Raw genomic sequence first — 25927 nt, 5'->3', positions numbered from 1 at the left:
TTTCATCTGATGATTTTTCAACTTGGTAATGACAAACTTTCCTTTACTTACAATCATCACCAACTTTGAACTTAGTATCTTTCATCTGGAAAGTTCTATACACAATCAAAATATTTTTTCAAAAATACATGGAAAATTCCAATTTTAGCTGAAGATACCTGTCAGACAAGGCGGCAAACATCGCCAAATAAAGTGAAACTTACAGCGAATTATTTAACAGGGTTTTTCTGCCCCCTCTTTGCTAAAGGAATTCCTTTGACCATTTCGCTGACAATGTGAAGCCATTGGGCTGTGTCATACTCTTTCGTTTTAATGACGATTTTTAACCTGGAGCCTTCCATACCAGGATTTACATTCCGGCCAAACTGGTTGCCAATAGCAAATAGTTTACTTCCATCAATCGTGTTGGTAACCTGCTCATTCACTATAATGGTTACCTCTTGTTTGACTTGTTTAATTTGTTCTATACCATTTAAAAGGGCATACACCTTTATTTCGGCAATTTGGAACAGGTAGGCAACCTCATCTGGATATTCACCAAAACGGTCACGCATCTCTGCTTGAAGTTCTTCCATATCCTCGAGTGACTCCAGACCCCTAAACCGCTTATACATCTCGATCTTTTGATGCCCGTCCTTGATATATGTATCCGGAATGTAGGCATCAATTTCCAGGTCAATTTCAACTGATTTCTTTACTTCAGCTCCGAGGTCTCCCTTCCGTTCTTCAATCGCCTCTTTTAGCATTTGGGAATAAAGATCAAAACCAACGGAGTCAATGAAACCATGCTGCTGAGCACCTAATAAATTCCCGGCACCCCGTATCGATAAATCACGCATCGCAATTTTAAAACCGGAGCCTAACTCCGTAAACTCTTTAATAGCCTGAAGACGTTTTTCTGCTACTTCCGTTAACACTTTATCTTTACGGTATGTGAAATAGGCGTAAGCGACACGATTGGATCTGCCAACACGGCCGCGCAGCTGATAAAGCTGGGAAAGCCCCATGCGATCACCATCAAAGACAATTAAGGTGTTCACATTGGGAATATCGACACCTGTTTCAATGATCGTTGTACTTACAAGAACATCAAACTCTCCTGCTAGAAAGCTAATCATCACAGATTCCAATTCGTTTTCCGTCATCTGTCCATGGGCATAGGTAACCCGTGCATCCGGAACCAGCATGGAAATTTCCTCTGCTTTTCGTTCAATATCCTCTACCCTGTTATATAAAAAGTAGACTTGTCCGTCGCGCGCAAGCTCCCTCTCAATCGCTTCCCGCACCAACGAGCCATTATACTCCATTACATAGGTTTGCACAGGAAAACGATTTTCCGGAGGCGTTTCGATGACCGATAAATCCCGGACACCAAGCATCGACATATGTAGTGTCCTTGGGATTGGTGTTGCCGTCAAGGTTAAAACATCTACATTCGTTTTTAACTTTTTAATTTTTTCTTTATGGCTAACCCCAAATCTTTGCTCTTCATCGATAATTAACAGCCCTAAATCACGATAGACGATATCCTTTGACAGCAGGCGATGGGTTCCGACAACAATGTCGACTGTCCCTGCCTTTAAGCCTTTAATCGTTTCCGTCTGCTGCTTTTTCGAACGAAAACGGCTTAACAAACCAATATTAATCGGATAGTCCTGGAAGCGTTCCCTTAATGTTTCATGATGCTGCTGCGCTAATATCGTTGTTGGCACAAGAAAGGCTACCTGCTTTCCGTCAGCAATCGCCTTGAAGGCAGCGCGAATCGCAACCTCTGTTTTTCCATAACCTACATCACCACATAGCAAGCGGTCCATTGGTCGCGATCTTTCCATATCCTTTTTAATTTCATGGATAGAGCGAAGCTGGTCGTCTGTTTCTTGGTAGGCAAACGATGTTTCAAAATCCCGCTGCATATCTCCATCCGGGGAAAAACCATAGCCAACCGCCGCTTCACGTTCAGCGTATAACTTGATTAGATCGTCAGCAATATCCTGAACGGATGATTCGACTTTCTTCTTAACCTTTTTCCAATCGCTGCCGCCAAGCTTATATACCTTTGGCTCTTTCCCCTCAGAACCAACATATTTCTGAACCAGGTCAATTTGCTCAACAGGTACATACAGCTTATCTGTTCCCTGATAGCGGATGTTCAGGTAATCTTTATGAACTCCATTAATCACAAGTGTTTCAATTCCTAAATATTTTCCAATCCCATGATTAACGTGAACAACATAATCACCAATTTTCAGCTCGGAGTAACTTTTAATCCGTTCAGCATTGGATAGTTTTTGCCGGCTTTTAGATTTTTTCACGCGTTTATTAAATAATTCTTCCTCGGTGATGACGGCTATTTTCTGAATTGACAGTTCAAAACCTGTATGCAGGTTTCCTTTCATGATCTGAACCTTACCAGGTAAAAGCTGCAGGTCACCCTTTAGGACGCTGCTATCAATTTCATAGTCCTCAAGTACACGCTCTAACTTCTTTACCCGCTCTTCATCCTGCCCTAAAAAAACAACCGAATAATTCCCTTTTTTCCACCTGTCAATTTCTGCTTTTAATAAATGCATTTGCCCGTGGAAGTTTTGCATTTGCTTACAGGAAATATTAATGATATTTTGCGGGCTTGTATTGGCTACATGCCGTAAAAATATCGACATATAAAGAATTGGGAATTCCCTTTTTTGCAATAAGGCTGGTAAGTCATGAGATATATGTAAGTCATGGATGATCTGTCCTTCACCAAGTAAACCTGTATACCATTCTGCTTCCTCTTTCACAAGGGAATCATTCATCTCTTGAACCCTGCTGATTTCATCTATAAACACAAGGCCATTACTTGGAAGATAGTCTAGCAAACTAGCAGGCCTGTCGTAGGCAAGTGATAAGTATTTATAGACTTGGTCAGGCTTTTGGCCATTTTTTAATTGCTCAAGCTCATGGCTTATATTTTGACTCAGCTGCATTTTTGCTTTATCATCTTTTAATTTTCTTAAACTATGAGCTAATCCTTCTTCAAGCTTGCTAATCATCCGGCTAAAATCCTCATCTTCTAACAGGATTTCTGTTGCCGGCCCAATCAAGATCTTCTTAACCTTTCCTTTGGAGCGCTGATCATCAAGAGAAAAATAGCGAATCGAGTCAATTTCTGTGTCAAATAACTCAATTCTTAGCGGATCTGCCTCTGTAAGAGGATAAATGTCGATGATCCCGCCCCTGACACTGAATTCCCCTGGAGTTGTGACCATATCGGCACGTACATAGCCCATTTTGACAAATGTAATTAACATTTTTTCTATATTAATATCTTCCCCTACTGTTAACGGCAGCTGATATTGTTTCCATAGGGACTTTGGCGGAATGAGTTTCTTTAAACCGGCAATTGGGACAATTACTATCCCCTGTTTAGATTTACTCCAGTGGTTTAAGGCCTCTATTCTTTGCGCTTTTAATTCTGGACTCGCAATGCTTAACTCGGCGGCAATTAACTCATTGGCCGGAAAAAGAAAAACTTCCTTCTCACTTAGTAGATTGACAATATCATCATAGAGCTTTTGTGCTTGTAATAGATTGTGGGTAACGAGCATGATGGGCCTTTGCGTCTGCTCGTAAATGGAAGCGGTTAGTACCGTTCTTGACGAGCCTGATAAGCCAGCAACAAGCTGTTCCCTTAATCCTTCCTCCACACCGGCAATTATCGAGTGGACATCTTCCTGCTGAAGGAATAATGACTTTAAACCGTTCAAAGGTTTCTCCTCCCTTCCTACAAAATTAATATTAATAAAATTTTTATAGTAGAAAATAGAAAATAGAAAAACGCTTTGGAGTGATATCCAAAGCTAATTAGAAAAGCGGAAGCGCCATTCAGCGCAAAGTACACTAGTCACATGGCGCTGGAGCTAGACAATTGTCTAAGTAGATAAACACAAACTCTATATTCTAGTGAATAAGGAAGTCGTATTGATGGTAATCTGGATTCCGCTCTAAAGCTTCTTGACAGTCTTCACAAATAGCTGTTATATGAATATCACCAGATGAGTCATACGCAACCATTTCCTGTCTTTCCTGGTCAGTTAATTTATGTAGACCAAGTGTTTCGGAGTGTATTGAGGCTTTATCAATGGAACCAAGTTTCGTACCACAATGCCGACAATGGTAATGAATGGCCACGCCTGTCCCTCCCTGTTCTATAATTCCTTAGTAGTATTAACCTTAGCGGAGGAACTTATTCATCTGGATTATGGTACGCCATCTATTCATATTCCATTCACTTTTTGCAGTTTCACCTAAATGTATGACAGAATAGCCTGTATCATGAACAATTACTGATTAAATTCATTCATGACTTGCAAAAATGGCTTATTTAGCCAAGCAGCACAAGCATCTGCGCTTCTTTTCACAGCTTCCCCGGTAAAAGGCTTTTCGTCAGGCCGAAATTTTCCAAGGACGTAATCAGGAACACTCATTCCTGCTTGCGGCCGGTCAATTCCAATCCGAATTCGATTAAACTGTTGCGTGCCAAGATGGGCGACTGTCGACTTGATCCCATTGTGTCCGCCCGGACTTCCTTTTTGACGAAGCCTGATTTTGCCGACTGGCAAATCAAGATCATCATAAATCACTATTAAATCCTCTAACTCTATTTGATAGTAATCCATAACTGCCCTTATCGATTCCCCTGATAAATTCATATATGTTAAGGGTTTTAATAGCAATACCTTTTCCCCATTATAAAAACCAATCCCATACATGCCTTTAAATTTTGACTGATTTAGCGGAATGGAAAATTGATTGGATAGGGCGTCAATGACTTCAAAACCGATATTATGTCTTGTCTGTTCATATTGCTTTCCAGGGTTACCTAAACCAACGATACATTTCATGGGCCCCACCTCTTTCGGTTCAGCCAGCCTGTTAAAAATTTTTCGAAACATCGCCATTCTCCCATACTATAATAATCCCTTTAATCATGCGTTAAAAGACGTAACCTTTATGAGGTTACGTCTTTCATTCTATTCACCCTCGACTCGGGTTGTTTCTCTTCCCTCTTCATTATCCGGGTGGCCTTCTTCTTGCTGTTCACCTGCGTTAATTTCCTCTTCCTGTTTTGGTGGAAGGATGGAGGCGACAACTTCCTCGTCCTCATGATTGATGGTAAATGCACCAGCAGATGGTATGTCACCAACCAAAACGGTTTCTCCTACCTGCAGGTTCGTTATATCCACTTCAATTTCCGGTGGAATATTGTCTGGAGTAGAAGTAATCGATATTTGATGAAGGGGCTGCTGCAGGACACCGCCATCTTTTACTCCGGCTGAGTCTCCAACAAGGACAAGTCTAACCTCAACATTGATCTTCGAAGATTTGTCTACCGCTAGAAAATCGACATGAATAATTTCATTTTTTATAAAATCCTCTTGATAATCGGTTAACACAACATCATGCTTGCTGCCATCTACATCGAGAGAAATAACGCCATTCCTACCAACAGTACGAATCGTTTTTGTTAAATCCGCTGAACTAACAAACACCGGTTTACTCTCGAACCTAGCACCATAAATAATGGCGGGAATATTTCCATTCTCTCTGATTTTCCTTAACGCAGAATGACGGAGTTCCTTCCGTTCCTTTGCATGTAAAACAGTACTCATGTGTTTAGTCACCTTCCTATTTTAGTTAAAACTGGCTAGACAATATAAAAATGCCCTAAAACAGGAAGGTCTAAACATTTTTTAATCAAACAATGTGCTGACAGATTGTTCTTCGTGGACACGAATAATGGCTTCGCCGAGTAACGGCGCAACAGATAGATGAATAATTTTTTCCCTTTTTTTCTCTTCTGGAAGAGCAATAGAGTTCGTTACGACTAATTCTTTAATCTTTGAATTTTCAATTCTTTCAATTGCAGGGCCAGATAAAACTGGGTGTGTACAGCAAGCATACACTTCGGCTGCACCGTTTTCGACTAATGCATTAGCAGCAAGTGTAATGGTTCCTGCTGTATCAATGATGTCATCAATCAAAATCGCTACTTTCCCTTCGATATTCCCAACAATATTCATGACTTCAGCCACATTCGGTCTTGGACGGCGTTTATCGATAATTGCAATTGGCGCTTTTAGGCGTTCAGCCATTTTACGAGCTCTTGTCACCCCACCATGGTCTGGAGACACAATCACAATATCGCCATTCAATTCTTTGTTTTTAAAGTACTCTGATAAAATAGGAACACCCATTAAGTGGTCAATTGGAATATCAAAGAATCCTTGAATTTGCGGTGCATGCAAATCTAAACAGATTACTCGGGTTGCACCTGCAGTCTCTAACAAGTTAGCAAATAACTTTGCAGTAATCGGCTCACGGGCACGTGCTTTTCTGTCCTGGCGTGCATAGCCATAATAAGGCATAACAATATTAATCGTTTTTGCCGAAGCTCTTTTTAACGCATCAATCATGATTAATAATTCCATAATATTATCATTTACAGGTAAGCTAGTTGATTGAATTACATACACGTCACAGCCGCGGATACTTTCTTCAATATTAATTTGGATTTCTCCGTCACTAAACCGTGAGACTGAGCATTTTCCAAGTTCTACTCCGATTACTTTAGCGATTTCTCTTGCTAGCGGCAAATTTGAGTTTAAACTAAATACCTTTAAATTCGGATCTAAATATTGATTTGACATGAGGGCCCTCCAATTATCATGGCTTATTTCTTGGCTATGCTAAACTTGCTTGTTGATTTACGCTCCAGGCGCTTGCTTTCCGCGGGCGGTCCGGTGAGCCTCCTCGGCGCTTTGCGCCTGCGGGGTCTCACTTGACCCGTTTTCCCGCAGGAGTCAAGCGACTTCCGCTCCAATCAACATTGTGGAAATATCAACAGTAAGCTTTAACAGAACTTATTTCTTAAGATTAAGCTTTTGAACGTAATTTTCCTTATTCACTTGCTGTGCACGTGCAATAGACAACGCTTCATCTGGTACATTCTTAGTGATCGTAGAACCGGCAGCCACATAGGCACCCTTTCCAATTGTAACTGGAGCAACAAGATTGGAGTTACAGCCGATAAAGACTCCATCTTCAATTTTTGTTAAATATTTATTTTTACCGTCGTAATTCACTGTAATCGAACCGCAGCCGATGTTAACATCACTGCCAACCTCGGCATCACCGATATAACTAAGATGCGATACCTTGCTTCCTTTTCCGAAAACAGCCTTTTTGATTTCGACGAAATTTCCGACTTTCACATCATCACTTATATTTGAATCTGGACGAATATGAGCAAATGGGCCAATGTTGACATGGGAACCAATCGAGCTATTATGTGCCACTGATTGGCGAATAACCGTTTCATTTCCAATTTTGCATGTATCAATTTCTGAGTTTGGACCAATAAGACATTCAGCACCAATGTTAGTCTTGCCCTTTATTACAGTTCCTGGATAGATAACAGTATCCTGTCCAATTTCGACATCTGTTCCAATGTAAGTATTGGCAGGATCAATGATCGTTACCCCGTTACGCATATGAGTTTCATTGGTCCGTTTACGCATGATACGTTCTGCTTCAGCTAAGGCAACACGGTCGTTTACACCCAATGTTTCTTCGAATTCATTTGTTTGGAAGGCTGTGACCACTTCACCCTGTTTTTTCAGGATTTCAATAACATCTGGTAAATAGTATTCCCCTTGAACATTGTCATTGGATACATTTTGTAACGCCTCAAATAAAGAACGGTTATCAAAACAATACGTACCTGTATTAATTTCATTTATTTCCCGTTCTGCTTCTTGCGCATCTTTGTGTTCAACAATTTTTTCAACAAAACCGTTTTCATTACGAATGATCCGGCCGTATCCTGTCGGGTCATCTATCCTTGCTGTGAGGATCGTGGCTTTTGCAGCTAATTCCTCATGGTGTTTAAAAAGGGACTCCATTGTTTCAGCTTTAATTAATGGGGTATCACCGCAAACAACAATCGTTACGCCTTCTTTACCTTCAAGCAGCTTTGCCGCCTGCATTACTGCATGGGCAGTTCCTAGCTGCTTCTCCTGTAAGCAAAAATGACTGCTGTCACCTAATTGTGCCTGTACCATCTCAGCTCCATGGCCAATAATGGTCACCATTTCTTGAATGTCTAGCTTTGTCATTTGATCAACTACATGTTGTACCATCGGTTTGCCGCATACTGGGTGTAATACTTTATATAGCTGTGATTTCATCCGCGTTCCTTGCCCCGCGGCTAAAATCACAGCATAACGATTAGACATGGCCAGTCCTCCAATTTACCTTTTTATCCATTAAAAATATTAACGTAAATGGGCTCGCTTTTCAAGGAATGAACAGGAAGTGTCTAATATTTCTATATTAAGTAAATTATGAGGAAAATATGGAGGAAATTTTTGGGGGAATCTGGCCTTGTTCAGATATTTTAATTTATCAGAAACAAGTTTCCTAAACAAAAAAAGAGCCTTACTCAGAAGAAAGGCCCTAGTTGTAAAAATCCTCAGGAAGCTCCGGCTTCTTCAAATTCTACTTCCAATTCACCTAAACGGTGATACTCAGCCAAAACAGCCTCTTGGATTTTACCGCGTGTTCCTGAATTGATTGGATGCGCAATGTCACGAAACTCTCCATCTGGAGTACGTTTACTTGGCATAGCTACAAATAAACCGTTGTTTCCGTCGATCACACGTATGTCATGAACTACAAATTCATTGTCCAATGTGATGGATGCAATCGCTCTCATTCGGCCATCCGTGTTAACCCGGCGTAATCTTACGTCAGTTACTTCCATGTGCTCACACCCTCTTTTGTTATATAAAAAGCTAGTTAAATAAATTCAACAATTATTTTGATAATCCTTCTTAAATTTGAAATTTTTTTGAAAAATTAGGGCAAAATAGTGAACTTTTGTAAAAAATGGACATTGTCTACAGTAAATGACAGAAAAGTAAAACAACTATGAACCAATTTAGCCGAAAAAAAACGCCCGTTATTTCACGAGCGCTACAACTTCGATTTCAACTAAAGCATCCTTTGGTAAACGGGCAACCTCAACACAGGAACGGGCTGGTTTATGGGTGGAGAAATACTCACCATATACTTCATTTACTGCAGCAAATTCATCCATATTTTTAATAAAGACTGTTGCCTTTACAACCGTTTCAAGCGATGCACCAGCTTCACTTAAAACAGCCTGTAAATTACGAAAAACTTGATGGGCTTGCTCTTTAATATCACCTTCCACCATGTTTCCTTCAGCAGTTAATGGAATTTGTCCAGAGCTATAAAACAGATTATTCACAATGATTCCTTGTGAATAGGGGCCAATGGCAGCAGGTGCTTGACTGGTTTGAACTGCTTTCATGCTATCTCCTCCAAATGTTAAAATAGTTTCCCTCGTGTACACTAATCTTTTTGTCTTTTACATCGACATCAGATAATTGGACGAGCGATAAATATTCATCCACTAATCGTTCTTGTATTTTTTCCGCTTCGACTAAAACAGCAATACCCGCCAAATGAGCATTAAATTCCTCTAGCATACTGATCATTCCCATTACCGTTCCGCCAGCCTTCATAAAGTCATCAACAATAAGGACCCGTGAATCCTGCTTCATGCTTCGCTTTGAAAGCACCATGGTTTGGATTCTCTTAGTAGACCCGGAAACATAATTAATGCTTACTGTCGGTCCTTCAGTTACTTTACTGTCCCTACGGACAATCACTACCGGTACATTCAACTGACTTGCTACCGCATAAGCAAGGGGGATTCCTTTTGTCGCTACTGTCATAACCACATCAATTTTTGTGTCAGCGTAGGCGGAGGCAATGATGCGTCCGGCCTTTTGCACAACCTGTGGATCTCCTAAAATATCGGTTAAATATAAATAACCGCCGGGTAATAGCCGTTCAGGATTCCCAATTAATTGACATAATTCATTGATAAAGGGTTCCGCTTCTTCCCTGCTTACTTTTACGAAGAATTTAACACCACCAGCAGCCCCTGGAACTGTTTGTAACGTACCGATTCCTCTTTGTTCAAAAGTCTCTTTTACGATCGCCAAATCTTCACTAATAGAAGACTTCGCAGACGAATAGCGCTCGGCAAAAAAGGTGAGCGGTACAAGCTGGCGAGGATGATCCAGCAAATAATTCGTCATATCAATTAAACGTTCACTGCGGCGAAATTTCATCATAAACCCCCAAAAAGCCGAATATTCTAAATCAAGGATATCATTATTGTACGCCTTTAATCAAGCGAGTGTCGTTCTCCCAGCATACGAACAGCGAAAACCTGATCACAGAATCCCCTTAATCCGTTATAGATCCGGTGCATTCTTGAGTCATGCTGGACAATTCCAAACACGGTTGGTCCGCTGCCGCTCATTAATACAGCATCTGCGCCAAAACGCTTCATTTGCTCCTTTATTTGGGCAACCTCAGGGTGAAGGTTTAAGGTAACATTCTCTAGAACATTACCAACTTTGCCGCATACCTTTTGATAGTCATGATTGTAAATTGCCTCAATCATGCCAGCAATATCAGGATGATTCGTTCGATTCACATCAAGCCGGCGGTAAACCTCTGCTGTCGAAACCCCAATGAACGGCTTCGCAAGGATTATCCAGCATGTCGGAGGTGCAGGCAGCTCAGTAATGACCTCTCCTCTTCCCTTTGCTAAAGCTGTTCCTCCATAAACACAAAAAGAAACATCCGACCCAATTTCGCTCCCTAGCTCGGCTAATTCATCCATGGATAAGCCAAGATCCCAAAGTTTATTTAAGCCTCTTAAGGTTGCAGCTGCATCACTGCTTCCTCCTGCTAACCCTGCAGCAACTGGAATCGTTTTTTCAATTGAGATCAGCACACCCTTTTTCACATCAAATCGGTCCTTTAGCAGTTGTGCTGCTTGAAAGGCCAAGTTGCGCTGGTCATCAGGAACATATCGATTATGAGAAAGAATATGTATTTTATCTTGATTTAATAAAGTTAGTTCTATCCGATCAGCCAAATCAATAGTGGTCATGATCATTTCAACCTCATGATAGCCATCGGAACGTTTATGTAAAACATCTAATGCTAAATTTATTTTGGCCGGTGCTTTGACTAAAAGCTTCACTACGTCCACCTACTTTTGTTTTGTCCAGCTCTAGCACCCAAAGGCGCTTCCGCATTCCCTATTCCAAATTCCACATTTTGTCCTATTTTACCACAAAACGATAAATGTAAGACGTAAGATATGATATATCCTGTCAAATTTAATATTTTATCATTAATTACGTACTCGAAAAAGTCATTTTTTGGACAATGAGTAAAGAAAAAGGCCAGCAAGGGGACCTTTCTGTTTCCCTCCACTGGCCTGGCTGTGGTCAAGATTTGTTTAAACGAAATGCGATAGTGGTTATTCAGGACTTAAGTCTTATGACCCTGATGGATCAATTGTTCTTCTGCAAGTTCAATGGCACGTTTCACCATATTCCCTGCATCCCTTGCCCGGATACCGCCCCATCCCTCTTTTTGAACAACATTGTAAAATCCAAGCTCTTTTGCAAGCTCTTCTTTAAAACGGTCGGACATAATACCTCTTCTTCTAGCCATCTAAACAACCCCTTTCATACCACAGCATTCATAGTATGAGATACTCAAGGAATTTCATGATATCCAAATTATCCTTTAAATAGCAAAAAGCAGTAAACCCTATGTTTACTGCCATCCATTGCTTATATGCTAGCTTAAAGCTACATGTCCTGTTGCATCATCGTAGAAAGTAATTTGAACTGTTTCTGTTAATACATCCGCATAGCTGTAAGAAACACGCTCGAATGAATTTTCATCCTGATCTAATTCAATAACAAAAACAGATGGGTAAGTTTCGGCTAAAACACCTGAACGTTCAATCGTTTTCCTGCGTCCTCCGTTTGCTTTTAGCAACAACCTTTTCCCTAAATTCGTGTCAAGAGCCTTTTTGATATCGGCTAAGGTTTTTGGCATTCGATCCACCTCACTATGTAAAGTATAACACACTGACATAGTCCTGTCAAACAAAAATATAAATTATATCAGTCCGACAAAAAGTTTGTCAATATTTTTTATTCTACTTTTTCTTCTAATTTTCAACATTTCTTATCGTAACCTTTTTAATGGTGGAATATGTATTGCTTCAAAAAAAACCTAATCATAATAGCGAAGGCGACTGTTTTGGAACGAAGGCGTAAGACGACCCCTGAAGAAGGAGCTTTTTGCCTTCTTCAGGGGGTGGCTTACAACTCGAGTCCCAAGGAGCCGCAACTAGACACACTTATGACCCCGAGCCCCTAGGCGCTGCAGCTAGACAACACGGAGAGCGACAGCGATTCGATGTTGACTTATCGTAGGAAGGAGTGGGATGGCCACTAGTCGCTTGGCACTGTAGCTGGACAATTCTCAAAGTATTTCCCTCATAATTTTATTTAAGGCTTATTCTTCTTGGTCATTTACGGGTCTGTATGGCATCCCTGTTCGTAACACACCTTTTGTTTCAATGCCCCCAAGCCCCTTCTCTCCTGTTAATGTATTTCGTAAGACATCCCAAACGTTAATTCTTTCCATAAAGGGGGTAAAGCTTATTTTTGCGACAATATAGACTGGGTCGAGTGCGTGAATATTGATCCTTGATGGAGAACTTGCGAAGTTTGCCCCCGCGTGGATGAGCGATTCGAAATGGGATTGGCATGCACCGGCAAAGATGACTAATTGATCTAAATGAGGGATTTTTTTCCGTGCCTCTATAACTGTTTGGACGAAATGTTTTGAATGGCGATAAGCATTAATATCCGTCATCTTCCCCTTTGCCTTTGAATAGGCGTCATGCCCGGTGATGACAAGAATATCTGGACGATAGTGGTCAATTAATTCAGCAATTTTATTCTGCATTTCCTTTTCATGACAGTGTATTCCTAAAACCGGTATCCCGATTTTTTCATATAATGTCATACATTTTTTCAAATAGGAGGGGTCACCATCCAAATGGAGCACCTTCCCCGGGATTTGAAAATAATTGCTCGGTTTGACATAGCCGCCTGTTACTTCATATTCCTGCCTGGATTTTAACAAATCAACATCCTGTGTAAAAAGCCGTAACGACTGTTCTTCAAGCGTCCTGTATTCTTGTCTTAGTTTCACCCTTTCATGCTGGTTAACAACAACTAAATCAGCATAAGGTGCATCGGCAACAAGACGAAAATCCTCGCCATAAAGGATTGCGAAATTCTGGTCATTTATTTTTTGCATATCAATCACACGAAATAGAAGATCACAGTTATATGATTTTCTACCGACAATATCATTTATTTTTATTTCCACTGCCGTCACTCCAATAAGACCAGCAAAAGAGGCCTTGAGTATAAGTTGAACCTTCCATCTGTAGTGGCCTATCCCCACTGATAGTTTGTTGAAACAATCGTGCTTTAACGGGCAGTTGCCTCTCACTATTCCTTGGTAGGTTTCCTAAAAGTAATGAAGGTCTAACTGCCCGTTAATGCGGGATAGGGTTTCTCTCATAGGCTATGCAAACAAAGGTGTCCATGTGAGAAAAATCTGTATTTGAAAATGGGTGACTTTTTATGCAAAAAAAAGACCTTCTTAGAAAAAGGTCTAATGGAAATAAGGATATAGTTGATCGGCTAAACGGCCAAATTCCTCTAAAGATAAAGTCTCTCCTCTTCTGGTGGGTTCAACTCCACTTACATGCAGGGCAGCGAGAATCTCCTCCTTTTTTTGTTTCCCTTCAGGAAGCTGACTTGTTAAGTTATTGAGTAAGGTTTTTCTTCTTTGGGCAAAGCTGGCTTTTGTTACTTGAAAAAAGAAAGCTTCATCTTTTACGGTCACAGCTGGCTGCTCCCGTTTTATCAGTCTGATCACAGCAGAATCGACATTCGGCTGTGGAACAAAAACAGTTTTGGGAACAATCATCACGGTTTCTGCCTCTGTGTAATATTGAATGGCGATCGAAAGCGAGCCAAAGTCCTTCGTACCAGGCTTAGCAGAAATACGGTCAGCAACCTCTTTTTGGAGCATACAAACGATTCCGCGAATCGGCAGCCGATCCTCCAGCAGCTTCATGATGATAGGAGTTGTCACATAATAGGGTAAATTGGCAACAACCATTATATCGTCAATGCCTTTAAACTCTTCCTCCATCACCACTTGAATGTCTGCCTCTAATACATCCTTGTGAACAATTTTGACATTTTCATATGGTGATAATGTGTCATTTAAGATGGGTAATAATCTTTGATCGATTTCAAAAGCGACGACCTTTTTACTCGTCCGTGCCAGCTGCTCGGTAAGGGCGCCAATACCCGGACCAATTTCTATTGCCCCGGAATTCTCATTCAGATTGGCAAAGCTAACTATTTTTTTTAAAATATTTGTATCAATTAAGAAGTTCTGACCAAGGCTTTTCTTAAAAGAAAAACCATATTTTTCGAGAATAGCCCTAGTTCTCACAGGGGTTGCAATATCTTTATTCATTTTGTTCCTCCTGACGTATAACACTTAGTGCTTGTGCAAATTCCTGCCTGCTGATTTGGAACATCATTAAGCGCTTGTGCAATTGTTTTCCATTTGTATAGCCAATTTTTAAAAGTTTGCCGAGAATAATTCTTCGTTCCTTCGCACCCTCACCGCCGATAAGACCGGCAGTAAGTAAATCCTCTTGGGTAATTTCTTCTGATATCGTTTCATGCATGATTTGAGCATCCTTCAATGCTTCTTTAATTGCCTCTGGACTCGCATGTTCAACACCAAGACCTCTGCCGCCTTTAGCAATCGCCGCTTCCTTCGTAAGAAAAGCGTGTTTACAGCCAGGTACTGCAGCTGCAATCGTCTTCCTGATTTTTTCACCAGGAAAGTCTGGATCTGTAAAAATAATCACGCCTCGTGTCTCTTGGGCAAGCAGTACCTTTTCAATCGTAGTTTGATTCACTGCAGAGCCATTAGTCTCAATGGTATCTGCGTCAACTGCCCGTTTAATCGCTGTCGTATCATCTTTTCCCTCAACGACAATAATTTCTTTTATCCTCATAGTAAATGTAAAAGCCTCCGTAATGAGAAAAGAGCAAGCGCCTGTTTAGATAAGTCCACTACCTAGCCGCTAAGCTCTGGATCTAGACATTTCTCAAAGTTAAAATTTTAAAACTTTCTAGTAAAAAATGAAAAATAATTGAAACATTTTTGTAACGTCCATCGTCTATATTATTAAACGTATTCATACAATGAAAGAAAGAAACCGAAAAAATATACTGTATCGATGTAAGTATAAAGAAATTCTCGGAAAAAGCAAAATGCAGAGGAACGATTCCTCTGCATAGAGTAAATTATTGCAAAACCTTTATCTTTACCTTCTTACGCCCCCAGCGGTACGCTTCCGCTTTCGATGGCATAAATAAATCAATGATATACCCTTTAATTGCTCCGCCTGTATCAGCAGCAACAGCGTAGCCGTAGCCTTCCACATACACCTTTGTTCCAAGCGGAATTACTCTTGGGTCAACCGCAATGACTTTCATATTCGGATTAGCATGGAGATTAAGACCAGTGGCAGTACGTCCTGAACAGCCATTACAAGAGGCTGTATAGGCAGTTGCAGTAACGTAAAACTCTGTTCCAGTTTCATCTGCACCACGTGAAACTTGCAGGGCTAATTCCTTCGTTCCGACAGCCACTACTTTATCCTGCTTTTCTGTAATGCTTTGCTCATTAATTAATTTTCTTGAAACTTCCTTGCCGTTTTCAAGCACAACCTCGTATTGCTTAGACACACGGCCCAGCTTACCAGGGGTTACGATTTCTTCTTTCCCTTTTTCTAAGCTTTCATCCTTTTTTGTTACCACGGCAAATTGAACTGATTCTTCCACTACATCGGTGACTTTTTCTACGCGAATGACGTTAACAACACCATTCTCTGAGATGGTATCTGTTAATGATGGTTCAACTCGGTCTAATTCATTTAGCTTGATCCCCTGCTGGGTTAAAAAGTCAGCGACCGTAGTCGAAGTGGCCCAAACTTTCTGCTCCTTACTTCCGTCCACAAAAGTAAGATGAAATGCGATGTTTAAATCAATATTCATCTTATTTTTTATTGCCGTTTGTGGTTTTGGTGATATTTGATCCTGCTCTTTCAATACAATATTTTGCTCTTTTAGAAGCTCAGCCACAGTTCCGGCTGTAGTCCAGACCGTTTTCTTCTCGTTGTCTTTAACAATGTGAACCTTGTTTGCCTGTTTCCAAACGACTTTCATGTGGTCTTTCACCTTCGTATTCGTCTTTGGAGACAAGTAGTCTTGGGAGCGATGAGGTACATCCAGTTCATCTAATAATTCCTTGATGGTATCTGCATGCGTTTTTACGACCTCGCGCTTGCCATTAAGTGTTATTGCCACCGTGTTCTTCGAACCTTCAAAAAAAAGAATTCCAAGTGCAGTTAGCAAAACTACGAAACTAGCAAAAACAATGATCAATGACCTCCTACTCAAAGACTGGGAAAACAGGTTTTTCATGTGTTTGAGTACGATGAAAAACGCCTCCTTTTCTTGGAGAGATAATTAAAACCATGCTGCCGGCTGTCAATCCTTGCATATCCAGTGAACGTATTTCTAATTATGCACAAACCTGGAAATATTGCAAAGAAAAACTTATCGACACGGTTATCCTATGTTGAAAAGGAGACTTGTAGAACTTTTTGTTATTAGAAATAATTAGGACAAGCTTCTAGGGATTTCGACAATTTTCCTTATCATTTTATGGCGAATAGTTTTTTAGCATTTAGTGTCGTTGCTGCCGCTACTTCTGCGAATGTCAACCCTTTTATTTCGGCAATTTCTTCAGCTACCAGTTTTACATAACTTGGTTCATTCCGTTTTCCACGATAGGGATGCGGAGCCAAATAAGGGCAGTCTGTTTCAATCAACAATTTTTCCAATGGTATTTCAGCGGCTACTTCTTTTGGTTTTCTAGCATTTTTGAAGGTAACAGGACCGCCAAGGGAAATATAAAAATTCATTTTTACACATTCCTGAGCTACATCTGGGCTTCCGCTAAAGCAGTGCATGATGCCCCCTACTTCCTCAGCTCCTTCTTCCTTCAATATTTCCACAATATCGGCTGTTGCCTCACGATTGTGAATAACGATTGGGAGCTTCACTTTTTTGGCCAGCCTGATTTGTTTACGAAATACCTCCTTTTGAATCTCCTTTGGAGACTTGTCCCAATGATAATCCAAGCCCATTTCACCGATTGCGACTACCTTTGGGTGGGAAGCTAATTCCTCAATCCATACTAAATCATCATCTGTCATATCAATGGCATCAACAGGATGCCAGCCAACACAGGCATAAATAAACTCGTAGGTTTCCGCTAGCTCCATTGCACGTTGAATGGTCGGACGATCAAATCCGACAACAACCATATTGGTGACTCCTTCATTTTGAGCCCTATTAATGACTTCTTGCAGATCCTCATTATATTGGGTGTCATTTAAGTGTGCATGTGTGTCGAATAGCATAATAAACCAAGCCCTCTTTTCTATTTTTTTCTCTAAATTGTGCACTTACTGTCTTTCAATGTCAAAAATCAAATTAAAAAAAGGAAATGTCCCGAAATTTGTTTCACGTGGAACATCGAAAAGCGGAAGCGCCTTGAACAGGGGCGATATAGGGAGATTTATCGACTAGCAAGCAAAGCGAAGCCAGAGATTAGTCTCCCTTAATACGTACAGAAAGCGATAGCTTTCTGTAGTCAGGCATAAGACGGGCCGGCGAGAAGGCTGCTTTTTTAGCCTTCTTGACGGATTGATTGAAATGTGGAGGCGACTGTTTTGGGACGAAGGCGTAAGACGACCCCTGCAAGAAGGCGCTTTTTGCCTTCTTCAGGGGGTGGCTTACGACTCGAGTCCCAAGGAGCCGCAACTAGACATGCGTATGACACCGAGCCCCCTAGGCGCTAATTCCAAAAATAAAAGCGCCCTAATCAGGCGCTTTTATTACATTATTTCACTTTCGCACCATTTGGTAATGTTTGATCAACAGTGGCAAGAGAAAGCTGTCCGTCTTTTGATCCAGCTAAAATCATTCCTTGTGATAATTCACCGCGTAATTTAACTGGTTTTAAATTTGTAATACAAATAACTTTCCGACCGACTAATTCTTCCGGCTTATAGTACTGGGCAATCCCTGAAACGACTTGCCGCTTTTCGTAACCAAGGTCAAGCTGAAGCTTAAGCAGTTTATCCGCTTTTTTAATCGGCTCTGCTTGAATAACCTCGGCTACACGCAAATCAATTTTCATGAAATCATCAATAGCAATTTCAGCAATTGCCTCTGGTTTTTCTTCTTTCTTTTCTTCAACAACAGGTTTAGCGCCTTGCATTTTTGTTTTGATGAATTCCACTTCGTCCGCAATTTCAAGTCTTGGGAATAGCGGAGCATCCTTTTCCACCCTTGTTCTACTTGGAATCATACCAAAGATTTCAAGACTCTCCCATGTTTTAAGACTCTCATCATGTATACCCAGTTGTTTAAAAATACCATTAGGTGTACGGGTTAAAAATGGCTTTAGTAGAATACCGATTCTCCGCAGTGATTCTGCCAAGTGAACCATGACACTTGCAAGTTCCCCTTTACGTTCCTCATCCTTAGCTAAAGCCCACGGTTGTGTTTCATCAATATATTTATTCGTACGGCTGACTAATTGCCAAATGGACGTTAAGGCAACAGAAAACTCCATTTTCTCCATAGCTTCCTCGTATTTTGTCACGGTTTCACGATTTACTTGAAGTAATGACTCGTCAAATTCCCCCGTAGAACCGGTGTAATCAGGAATCACACCATTAAAATACTTTTCGATCATTGCAACCGTTCGGTTTAACAGGTTACCAAGATCATTGGCCAAGTCAAAATTTATTCTTTCGACAAATCCTTCCGGTGTAAATACTCCATCTGCACCAAATGGTACTTCGCGTAATAAATAATACCTTAATGCATCAAGGCCGTAGCGGTCTATTAATGTGACAGGATCAACCACATTCCCTTTCGACTTAGACATTTTCCCATCCTTCATCAATAACCAGCCATGGGCAAATACCTTTTTAGGCAGCGGTAAATCCAATGCCATTAACATAATCGGCCAATAAATTGTATGGAAGCGGACAATTTCCTTTCCGACAAGATGAACATCTGCCGGCCAGTAATTTAAATATTTTGAGTCATTTTCGGTGCCATAGCCTAGAGCTGTTATATAGTTGGAAAGGGCGTCAATCCATACATAGATGACATGCTTTGGATCCCCGGGTACCTTTATACCCCAATCAAAAGTTGTTCTTGATACAGCTAAGTCTTCTAAACCAGGCTTGATAAAGTTATTAATCATTTCATTTTTGCGGGACTCCGGCTGAATGAAATCAGGATTTTCTTCGTAATATTGTAAAAGACGGTCAACATATTTGCTCATTCTAAAAAAGTAAGATTCTTCTTTTACTTTTTCAACTGGACGACCACAATCTGGACATTTTCCATCCACTAACTGGCGATCCGTAAAAAAGGATTCACAAGGTGTACAATACCATCCTTCATACTGATCTAGATAAATATCTCCTTGTTCAAGAAGTCTGGCAAAGATTTTTTCTACAACTTGTTTATGTCTTTTTTCCGTTGTCCTGATAAAATCATCATAAGAAATATCAAGCTTATTCCAAAGTTCTTTGATTCCAGTTACAATTCCATCCACATACTGCTGTGGTGTAATCCCACTCTCTTCTGCTTTACGTTGAATTTTTTGACCATGTTCATCTGTTCCAGTTAAATACATCACATCATAGCCGCGCATCCGCTTGTAACGGGCCATTGCATCACCGGCAACAGTAGTATAAGCATGACCAATATGTAAATTTCCACTTGGATAGTAAATCGGTGTCGTCAGATAAAAAGTCTTTAATTTTTCCTCCATTTTCTTATCCCTCCAATAGGCAGGCAATCGTAAACTCCATTAAATCATTATTGCCTCTTTTTGCTGCTTCTATCATCAAAATATACCGAAAAATGAACATTTGTGCAAGAAAGCGTCATTCATAGACTTCCATTTTTTTTAATTTTATTCCTTATGCACCCATAAAGGATGGTGAACCTTCGAAACATATGAGCGATAAGGTTGATGAATGTAGAATTTTGTCGAATAATATCTAACTAATTTAAATTGTGGTTTAAACAACAATAATATTAAAATGGTAGTTTGATTGAATCAATATTAGGGTAAACCCTATCAAATCAATAAACGTATTACTGGAAAAACTTTCTGTTATTTTTCAAAATAAAATAATTGACGGATATGGGAAGTACTGGTATTATGGGTTTATAAGAAATTTGTCGAATAATGACGAATTAAAAAATAGATATAGAAAACTCGCCGACTGGCGAGCCGTTAGGCGGTTCATGAGGCGTAGTTGCACTTATGCCTGATAGGAAAGTTTACTTTTCTATTGGCTAAAAAATATGTGTACTAACGAGAGGAGATTATTGTATGAAATCTACAGGTATTGTTCGTAAAGTTGATGAATTAGGTCGTGTGGTTATTCCAATTGAATTAAGACGTACACTTGGCATTGCTGAAAAGGATGCACTTGAAATCTATGTTGACGATGAGCGCATTATCTTAAAAAAATACAAGCCAAATATGACTTGCCAAGTAACTGGTGAAGTATCTGATGATAATATGGCTCTTGCAGGCGGTAAATTAATTCTAAGCCGTGAAGGTGCAGAGCAATTAATAGAAGAAATTCAAAAAAACTTTGAAGTAGCGAAGTAATAAAGAAAACTCGCCGATTGGCGAGCCTTTAGGAAGACAGAGGCATATTTGTAAGGAAGCAAGCTCCAGCACCAAATAAGTGCTGGAGCTTTTTTTATTGATTCTCAATATGATAGGCCTGATAAACTTCGCGTTTGTTAAGCCCGCGGTCTTTTGCTGTTTGTTTAATCGCTTCCTTTGACGGCATACTCTTTACTGATATGTAGTGATTTACGTGTTCTTCAAGCGATAAATGCTGCCACCAGCTGGACTCTTCTTCTTGCTGCCAATCCGATGATCCTTCAACTATGATACAAAATTCACCGCGAATTTCATCCTGATGCGCCCATTCAATTGCTTCTTCAAGTGTTCCACGAATAAATTCCTCATACTTTTTGGTTAACTCCCTGCATAAAGCCATATTCCTATTACCAAGGACATCAAGCATGATCGATAAAGTTTCCTTTATACGATGTGGAGATTCATAAAAAATCAACGTCGCAGATTGCTTTTTCAACCCTTCTAATTCTGCTCTCTTATTTTTCTTGTTTCGATTTAAAAAACCATAAAAATATAAGGGCTGGCATGGCAGCCCCGAGGCAATCAATGAGGTGAGTGCTGCATTTGCTCCTGGTAACGGGACAACAGCAGCTTGTTCACTAATGGCTGCAGCTACAAGCTCATATCCTGGGTCAGAAATGGCAGGCATTCCTGCATCGCTTACAAGAGCAACTTTTAAGCCTTGCTTTACTTTTTCAATCAATTTCTCCCCGCTTGTTTCCTTATTATGCTCGTGATAACTGACAACAGGAGTATCAATTTCAAAATAATTACATAGCTTCTTTGTATTTCTTGTATCTTCTGCAGCAATCAAATCTGCCTCTTTTAAAATTCTAATCGCCCGAAAGCTCATATCCTCCAGATTCCCAATGGGAGTAGGAACTAGATATAGAATTCCTTTATGCTCTTCGTTCTGAAAGCTTTTTTGCTGCCACATCATCATCACCTATTTCCAATTATTAAAGCTAAAGCTCCCGTTTAGCAACGTATGGACTGGAGCGCTCAGACTGAGATAAAGAAAACACACGAAGAGCGTAAGCGTCGATGTTGACTTATCGTAGGGAGGAGCACGAAGTACACTAGTTGCTAGGCTCTGAAGCTAGACTGTTTTCAAAGTTCAAAGCATTATTTGTATTATTTCGTAAAAACTCAAGCTTTTTCTTTCTTGTTAATTGTTTAAATTGATACTCTGCTTTTAAAGCATCACTTTTTTGATCAAAGACTTTAAAAAATGTCAGTTCGACTGGTCCCCTGCCCCGAGTATATTTAGCCCCTTTTCCTTCATTATGCAGCTTAGTCCGCCGCTCCAAATTATTGGTATAGCCGCCATACAGGCTTCCATCCGAACAGGTTAGAACATAAAAGTAATGACTGCTATTCTCCATATAAAATCTCTCTAATCTCTGGAGTGTATTCATCCGCCTCATTATAAACAATTAGAGGCGGAAGGATTTTTAAATCAGGACTCCCGTCTTTTATCGCTTCAACTAAAAGAATATTGGCTTCCTTGCCAAGCTTTGGGTAGGCAAGCTGAATTCGCTTTGGCTCAAGCCGATACTGGCGCATTAACGTAATCAGATCAATGAGGCGGCCCGGACGGTGGACAAAAGCCACTTTCCCCCCCTGCCGCACTAATTGACTCGAAGCTTTTACAGCATCTTCAAGCGTACAGAGAATCTCGTGGCGGGCAATGGCCAAATGTTCATTCGGATTTATTTCTTCTTTTGATGGAGTCGTAAAATAAGGCGGATTGCAGGTCACCACATCAAACTTTCCAAATCCAAGTTTTTGGGGCATATCCTTAATATCACCGTAAATCATTTTTAACCGTTCCTGAAGCCCATTATATTCAATACTTCTAATCGCCATATCATATAGTCGTTCTTGAATTTCCACACCCGTTATATTCCCCTTTGTACGGGCACTCAAAAATAAGGGAATAACCCCATTTCCGCTGCAAAGATCAATTAAATTTCCTTTTTGAATGGGAACGTAAACAAATCGCGCCAATAATACGGCATCGAGCGAAAAAGCAAAAACAGATGGACTTTGAATGATCCTTAAGTTTTCCGCTAACAAATAATCTAACCGTTCATCTTCTCTCAAATTGACCACAAATACCATCCTATTCTTTACTTGTTGGCTATGTTAGACCTGGCTGTTGATTTCCGCTCCAGGCGCTTCGCTCCAATCAACAATGACCTTTAACACAGCCTAATTGTATGAAAAAATAGAGGCTGATGTTGGTCAGCCTCTTAATGCTATTTCTTATTAAGAAAGGAGAGACAAAATAAACAATCGCCTTCCTTTCGTAAGCTCCCAAAGTGGAGGTTGCAAATATGAAAGCCTTCCTGATAAAGACGAGCGAGGTTATCATATCCTTCCCCAATATCAAAAGGCTTTCCCCCCGGAGATACAGCCTGGACTACTGTTACGGACTTTTTATTATCTGTTTCATTCTTTTCTTCTTCCATCGTTACATCTAAACGGCGCCTTAGATGCTCATTTTCAAGCTTTAAATAATGATTTTCTTCTAGTATTTCGGCTAAATGCTGCTTCAACTCTCCTAGCTTTTGGTAAAGATGGCCGATTTGTGTTTCCATATTACTTACTGATTCAAATATTTCCTTTTTATCCACGGCTTCCACCTCATTAATCTGTGGATTGTATAGAAAAAGCACCTTCTTTAATAATTTCATCCAAAGTATACTCCAGGACCCGTTCTTGTTCCTTTAGTTCCACCTGAAGTACCCGCTCTAGGATATTTAGTCCTACCACTTTCCCTGTACCCTGCGGTGTTTCAATGATTTCCCCTAAATCCGGCAGAGCCTCTTTAGCGGATTCATATTCATCATTTTCATATTTTAAGCAACACATAAGTCTGCCGCATAAACCGGATATTTTTGTAGGATTTAATGAAAGGTTTTGATCCTTCGCCATTTTGATAGAGACAGGATCGAAATCACCTAAAAAGGTAGAACAGCATAGCATTCTCCCGCACGGTCCAATACCGCCAAGCATTTTTGCTTCATCACGGACGCCAATCTGACGTAATTCAATGCGTGTCCGAAAAATCGCTGCTAAATCTTTTACTAACTCACGAAAATCAACTCTTCCATCCGCGGTAAAGTAGAAGATTACCTTGTTTCGATCAAATGTATATTCAACATCGACTAGCTTCATATCCAGCTGATGCTCATTCACTTTTTCATTACAAACCTCATAAGCCTCTTGGGCTTCCTGCTTATTTTCTTCCACAATCATTCGATCCTTCTGATCGGCAATTCTGACCACCTTTTTTAAAGGAAGGACAACATCATGCTCCTCTACCTGTTTACGGGCAATAACCGCTCTGCCGTATTCAACGCCGCGGACCGTTTCGACAATGACAAAGTCATCCTTTTCGATTGAGAGGTCTCCTGGATCAAAATAATAGATTTTCCCCGCCTTTTTAAAGCGTACTCCTACAACATCATACAAATGAAGATCCCTCCTGCAATTTTAACACAAGCTGTTCCATCATCAGCTGAGGATTCATATTTGCCTGCAGCTTCCTTTTTGCATCAAGAATAGCTGACATTTGATCCGATAAGCGCCGTCCAGATGTTTTTAGGGCAAATTGCTTTAACCGCTCACTTTCCTGTATAAAAACAATTTGCTCTTCTTTATCTAATTGTATATAAAGTAGATCCTTAAAAATAAGAAGTAAAAGATCTAACCCACGTTGAATCTGTTCTTTTTCTTTAAAGTGTAAAAACCAATCTCCCTGGAGCGTTACCATCGCCTCCAACGGATTTTTTTTCAGCACCTCAAATAATTTTACCACTATTTTTTGGGCTTGTGCAAACCATTCATCGACATTTAATTTGAGTGCTTCATCCAGATTATTGGTTAACTGGGCAAGCAAGGGTGCCTTTACTGGTTCTACGCCATTTTCAACTAGCTGTTTCACCATCACTTGGGGTGCTAACGGATGGAATGCTAATATTTGGCATCTAGAAAGTATGGTTGGCAGAATTTGCTGCTGCTGTTCTGTTAAAAGGAAGGCAACCGTCCCAGGACTTGGTTCCTCCAGAAACTTTAACAAACTATTCGATGCACTCACACTCATTTTATCAGCATGAGAAATCAAGTACACCTTTTTCAAGGATTCAACACCCTTTTTCGAAAACTCTGCTTGCAGGTTTCTGATCTGGTCAACCTTAATCGATAACCCATCTGGCTCGACAATATGAACATCAGGGTGATTTCCACTATTAATCCGCCGGCAATTATTACATTCCTCGCATGGTTTATAGCCCTCCATTAACGACTCACAAAAAAGAGCCTTCGTGAGTAATAAACCTACTTCCTTTTTTTCTGTCCCTCTCATGCCTTCAAAAAGGTACGCATGGGCCACTCGATTTTTCACCAAACTGTTTTTTAACATTTTTAACACGGTCGGCTGCAGCTCTTCTAGTTGATCCCATGTTTTTCCCAATATAATCACTCACTTATCTAAAAATTAACAACAATAGTTTAAAAATGCATATATTGCTCGATAGGTAAGACAAAAACTGTCGCTCCGCCTACCTCGACTTCTACTGGATAAGGGACATAAGAGTCGGCATTCCCGCCCATTGGTGAGACAGGGGCTACCAACTGATCTCTCGACTTACAGTTGTCCTTAATAATTTGGAGAGCCCGGTCAACCCGAATATCCTCGGTACCTATCATAAATGTGGTGTTCCCTGACTTCAAAAATCCACCTGTACTAGCTAATTTGGTCGCTCTAAAATTATTATCGACTAATGCTTTAGATAAACGATTGCTATCCTGATCTTGTACAACGGCTATGATGAGTTTCATTTGAAAACACCCTCTCCTCTATTTATTACAACTCTAGTTTCCACTATCTATATTATAACAGGTAATTGTCCTGCTTACATTTGCAAGTAGAAGGAACACGCTATAAATTTAATATTTTTTTAGAAAAAACAAAAAGCGGTGTGAGCAGAGCTTAGCTTCACTAATCCAAAATGGTATATGTATTTTTCACAGT

At 40.3% G+C, this 25927-nt stretch carries 26 protein-coding genes; 1 reads left to right on the top strand and 25 read right to left on the bottom strand.

Going from position 1 to position 25927, the window contains the following annotated elements:
* Positions 1-209 precede the first annotated feature (209 nt).
* From mfd to metG, 18 genes are all read right to left on the bottom strand, one after another.
* Entirely contained in the window at positions 210-3746 is a 3537-nt protein-coding gene (mfd, locus tag QNH20_RS00315) for a transcription-repair coupling factor (protein WP_283921005.1), read from the bottom strand.
* Between the two features lie 193 nt (positions 3747-3939).
* Positions 3940-4170 carry an anti-sigma-F factor Fin gene (gene fin / locus QNH20_RS00310; RefSeq protein WP_283921004.1) on the bottom strand — a complete coding sequence of 77 codons (231 nt, stop codon included), beginning with the start codon at positions 4168-4170 and terminating at the stop codon, positions 3940-3942.
* A gap of 152 nt (positions 4171-4322) precedes the next feature.
* Positions 4323-4883 (bottom strand): aminoacyl-tRNA hydrolase, encoded by a 561-nt coding sequence (gene pth / locus QNH20_RS00305; RefSeq protein ID WP_283923318.1) that lies wholly within the window; start codon positions 4881-4883, stop codon positions 4323-4325.
* Between the two features lie 129 nt (positions 4884-5012).
* Positions 5013-5651: a 50S ribosomal protein L25/general stress protein Ctc gene (locus tag QNH20_RS00300; protein ID WP_283921003.1), complete on the bottom strand. Its 639-nt coding sequence runs from the start codon at positions 5649-5651 to the stop codon at positions 5013-5015.
* Positions 5652-5732: 81 nt separating this feature from the next.
* Positions 5733-6689 carry a ribose-phosphate diphosphokinase gene (locus QNH20_RS00295; protein ID WP_283921002.1) on the bottom strand — a complete coding sequence of 319 codons (957 nt, stop codon included), beginning with the start codon at positions 6687-6689 and terminating at the stop codon, positions 5733-5735.
* Positions 6690-6902: 213 nt separating this feature from the next.
* Positions 6903-8276: a bifunctional UDP-N-acetylglucosamine diphosphorylase/glucosamine-1-phosphate N-acetyltransferase GlmU gene (gene glmU / locus QNH20_RS00290; RefSeq protein ID WP_283921001.1), complete on the bottom strand. Its 1374-nt coding sequence runs from the start codon at positions 8274-8276 to the stop codon at positions 6903-6905.
* Positions 8277-8512: 236 nt separating this feature from the next.
* Positions 8513-8803, bottom strand: coding sequence for a septation regulator SpoVG (gene spoVG / locus QNH20_RS00285; protein WP_003347151.1), 291 nt, complete (start codon positions 8801-8803; stop codon positions 8513-8515).
* A 198-nt stretch (positions 8804-9001) separates the two neighbouring features.
* Positions 9002-9376 carry a 2-iminobutanoate/2-iminopropanoate deaminase gene (ridA, locus tag QNH20_RS00280; RefSeq protein WP_283921000.1) on the bottom strand — a complete coding sequence of 125 codons (375 nt, stop codon included), beginning with the start codon at positions 9374-9376 and terminating at the stop codon, positions 9002-9004.
* A 1-nt stretch (position 9377) separates the two neighbouring features.
* Positions 9378-10205: a pur operon repressor gene (purR, locus tag QNH20_RS00275; protein WP_283923317.1), complete on the bottom strand. Its 828-nt coding sequence runs from the start codon at positions 10203-10205 to the stop codon at positions 9378-9380.
* 56 nt (positions 10206-10261) lie between these two features.
* On the bottom strand, positions 10262-11131 hold the full coding sequence (ispE, locus tag QNH20_RS00270; protein WP_283920999.1) for a 4-(cytidine 5'-diphospho)-2-C-methyl-D-erythritol kinase: 870 nt from the start codon (positions 11129-11131) through the stop codon (positions 10262-10264).
* A 293-nt stretch (positions 11132-11424) separates the two neighbouring features.
* Positions 11425-11610 (bottom strand): small, acid-soluble spore protein, alpha/beta type, encoded by a 186-nt coding sequence (locus QNH20_RS00265; protein WP_283920998.1) that lies wholly within the window; start codon positions 11608-11610, stop codon positions 11425-11427.
* A gap of 129 nt (positions 11611-11739) precedes the next feature.
* Positions 11740-12003, bottom strand: a complete 264-nt coding sequence (veg, locus tag QNH20_RS00260) for a biofilm formation stimulator Veg (RefSeq protein WP_283920997.1) — start codon at positions 12001-12003, stop codon at positions 11740-11742.
* A gap of 465 nt (positions 12004-12468) precedes the next feature.
* Positions 12469-13362: a sporulation peptidase YabG gene (gene yabG, locus QNH20_RS00255; RefSeq protein WP_481858015.1), complete on the bottom strand. Its 894-nt coding sequence runs from the start codon at positions 13360-13362 to the stop codon at positions 12469-12471.
* Positions 13363-13644: 282 nt separating this feature from the next.
* A complete protein-coding gene (rsmA, locus tag QNH20_RS00250) occupies positions 13645-14523 on the bottom strand; it encodes a 16S rRNA (adenine(1518)-N(6)/adenine(1519)-N(6))-dimethyltransferase RsmA (RefSeq protein ID WP_283920995.1) in 879 nt (292 codons plus the stop codon).
* Positions 14516-15076: a ribonuclease M5 gene (rnmV, locus tag QNH20_RS00245; RefSeq protein WP_283920994.1), complete on the bottom strand. Its 561-nt coding sequence runs from the start codon at positions 15074-15076 to the stop codon at positions 14516-14518. Before rnmV ends, rsmA begins: the two co-directional genes overlap by 8 nt.
* Before the next feature lie 292 nt (positions 15077-15368).
* The gene (locus QNH20_RS00240; protein ID WP_283920993.1) at positions 15369-16550 is read right to left on the bottom strand and encodes a G5 and 3D domain-containing protein; all 1182 of its coding nucleotides are present in this window, start codon (positions 16548-16550) and stop codon (positions 15369-15371) included.
* A gap of 236 nt (positions 16551-16786) precedes the next feature.
* Complete coding sequence (locus tag QNH20_RS00235) at positions 16787-17554, bottom strand: TatD family hydrolase (RefSeq protein WP_283920992.1); 768 nt, start codon at positions 17552-17554, stop codon at positions 16787-16789.
* A 482-nt stretch (positions 17555-18036) separates the two neighbouring features.
* Positions 18037-19992 (bottom strand): methionine--tRNA ligase, encoded by a 1956-nt coding sequence (gene metG / locus QNH20_RS00230; RefSeq protein ID WP_283920991.1) that lies wholly within the window; start codon positions 19990-19992, stop codon positions 18037-18039.
* A 570-nt stretch (positions 19993-20562) separates the two neighbouring features.
* Here metG and QNH20_RS00225 point away from each other — a divergent pair.
* Positions 20563-20847, top strand: a complete 285-nt coding sequence (locus QNH20_RS00225) for a transition state genes transcriptional regulator AbrB (RefSeq protein ID WP_283920990.1) — start codon at positions 20563-20565, stop codon at positions 20845-20847.
* A gap of 94 nt (positions 20848-20941) precedes the next feature.
* Here QNH20_RS00225 and rsmI read toward each other — a convergent pair whose 3' ends face one another.
* From rsmI to QNH20_RS00190, 7 genes are all read right to left on the bottom strand, one after another.
* The gene (rsmI, locus tag QNH20_RS00220) at positions 20942-21823 is read right to left on the bottom strand and encodes a 16S rRNA (cytidine(1402)-2'-O)-methyltransferase (protein ID WP_283923316.1); all 882 of its coding nucleotides are present in this window, start codon (positions 21821-21823) and stop codon (positions 20942-20944) included.
* Positions 21824-21965: 142 nt separating this feature from the next.
* Complete coding sequence (locus QNH20_RS00215) at positions 21966-22271, bottom strand: GIY-YIG nuclease family protein (protein WP_283920989.1); 306 nt, start codon at positions 22269-22271, stop codon at positions 21966-21968.
* Positions 22261-23010, bottom strand: coding sequence for a tRNA1(Val) (adenine(37)-N6)-methyltransferase (locus QNH20_RS00210; protein WP_283920988.1), 750 nt, complete (start codon positions 23008-23010; stop codon positions 22261-22263). Before QNH20_RS00210 ends, QNH20_RS00215 begins: the two co-directional genes overlap by 11 nt.
* Positions 23011-23147: 137 nt before the next feature.
* Positions 23148-23585 (bottom strand): DNA replication initiation control protein YabA, encoded by a 438-nt coding sequence (gene yabA, locus QNH20_RS00205; protein WP_283920987.1) that lies wholly within the window; start codon positions 23583-23585, stop codon positions 23148-23150.
* On the bottom strand, positions 23539-24366 hold the full coding sequence (locus tag QNH20_RS00200) for a PSP1 domain-containing protein (RefSeq protein WP_283920986.1): 828 nt from the start codon (positions 24364-24366) through the stop codon (positions 23539-23541). Before QNH20_RS00200 ends, yabA begins: the two co-directional genes overlap by 47 nt.
* Positions 24359-25366, bottom strand: coding sequence for a DNA polymerase III subunit delta' (gene holB, locus QNH20_RS00195; protein WP_283920985.1), 1008 nt, complete (start codon positions 25364-25366; stop codon positions 24359-24361). The genes QNH20_RS00200 and holB overlap by 8 nt, the downstream gene beginning before the upstream one ends.
* 38 nt (positions 25367-25404) lie before the next feature.
* The gene (locus tag QNH20_RS00190) at positions 25405-25734 is read right to left on the bottom strand and encodes a cyclic di-AMP receptor DarA (protein WP_101648623.1); all 330 of its coding nucleotides are present in this window, start codon (positions 25732-25734) and stop codon (positions 25405-25407) included.
* Between the last annotated feature and the right edge of the window lie 193 nt (positions 25735-25927).

Origin of the sequence: Neobacillus sp. WH10 (assembly GCF_030123405.1) — a bacterium.
In the GTDB taxonomy this organism is placed as follows: Bacteria; Bacillota; Bacilli; order Bacillales; family Cytobacillaceae; genus Neobacillus.
Note: the sequence above shows the minus strand (reverse complement) of the source record. Positions and strands in the feature narration are given on the sequence as shown.

Excerpts from the sequence above, each read along its gene's own strand:
- pth (WP_283923318.1), bottom strand. The coding sequence starts at position 4,883 with ATGAAATGTATCGTTGGTTTAGGTAACCCTGGAAAGCAATATGAACAG.
- QNH20_RS00300 (WP_283921003.1), bottom strand. The coding sequence starts at position 5,651 with ATGAGTACTGTTTTACATGCAAAGGAACGGAAGGAACTCCGTCATTCT.
- QNH20_RS00295 (WP_283921002.1), bottom strand. The coding sequence starts at position 6,689 with ATGTCAAATCAATATTTAGATCCGAATTTAAAGGTATTTAGTTTAAAC.
- glmU (WP_283921001.1), bottom strand. The coding sequence starts at position 8,276 with ATGTCTAATCGTTATGCTGTGATTTTAGCCGCGGGGCAAGGAACGCGG.
- spoVG (WP_003347151.1), bottom strand. The coding sequence starts at position 8,803 with ATGGAAGTAACTGACGTAAGATTACGCCGGGTTAACACGGATGGCCGA.
- ridA (WP_283921000.1), bottom strand. The coding sequence starts at position 9,376 with ATGAAAGCAGTTCAAACCAGTCAAGCACCTGCTGCCATTGGCCCCTAT.
- purR (WP_283923317.1), bottom strand. The coding sequence starts at position 10,205 with ATGAAATTTCGCCGCAGTGAACGTTTAATTGATATGACGAATTATTTG.
- QNH20_RS00265 (WP_283920998.1), bottom strand. The coding sequence starts at position 11,610 with ATGGCTAGAAGAAGAGGTATTATGTCCGACCGTTTTAAAGAAGAGCTT.
- veg (WP_283920997.1), bottom strand. The coding sequence starts at position 12,003 with ATGCCAAAAACCTTAGCCGATATCAAAAAGGCTCTTGACACGAATTTA.
- rsmA (WP_283920995.1), bottom strand. The coding sequence starts at position 14,523 with ATGAATAAAGATATTGCAACCCCTGTGAGAACTAGGGCTATTCTCGAA.
- rnmV (WP_283920994.1), bottom strand. The coding sequence starts at position 15,076 with ATGAGGATAAAAGAAATTATTGTCGTTGAGGGAAAAGATGATACGACA.
- QNH20_RS00240 (WP_283920993.1), bottom strand. The coding sequence starts at position 16,550 with ATGAAAAACCTGTTTTCCCAGTCTTTGAGTAGGAGGTCATTGATCATT.
- QNH20_RS00235 (WP_283920992.1), bottom strand. The coding sequence starts at position 17,554 with ATGCTATTCGACACACATGCACACTTAAATGACACCCAATATAATGAG.
- metG (WP_283920991.1), bottom strand. The coding sequence starts at position 19,992 with ATGGAGGAAAAATTAAAGACTTTTTATCTGACGACACCGATTTACTAT.
- QNH20_RS00225 (WP_283920990.1), top strand. The coding sequence starts at position 20,563 with ATGAAATCTACAGGTATTGTTCGTAAAGTTGATGAATTAGGTCGTGTG.
- rsmI (WP_283923316.1), bottom strand. The coding sequence starts at position 21,823 with ATGTGGCAGCAAAAAAGCTTTCAGAACGAAGAGCATAAAGGAATTCTA.
- QNH20_RS00215 (WP_283920989.1), bottom strand. The coding sequence starts at position 22,271 with ATGGAGAATAGCAGTCATTACTTTTATGTTCTAACCTGTTCGGATGGA.
- QNH20_RS00210 (WP_283920988.1), bottom strand. The coding sequence starts at position 23,010 with ATGGTATTTGTGGTCAATTTGAGAGAAGATGAACGGTTAGATTATTTG.
- yabA (WP_283920987.1), bottom strand. The coding sequence starts at position 23,585 with ATGAAATTATTAAAGAAGGTGCTTTTTCTATACAATCCACAGATTAAT.
- QNH20_RS00190 (WP_101648623.1), bottom strand. The coding sequence starts at position 25,734 with ATGAAACTCATCATAGCCGTTGTACAAGATCAGGATAGCAATCGTTTA.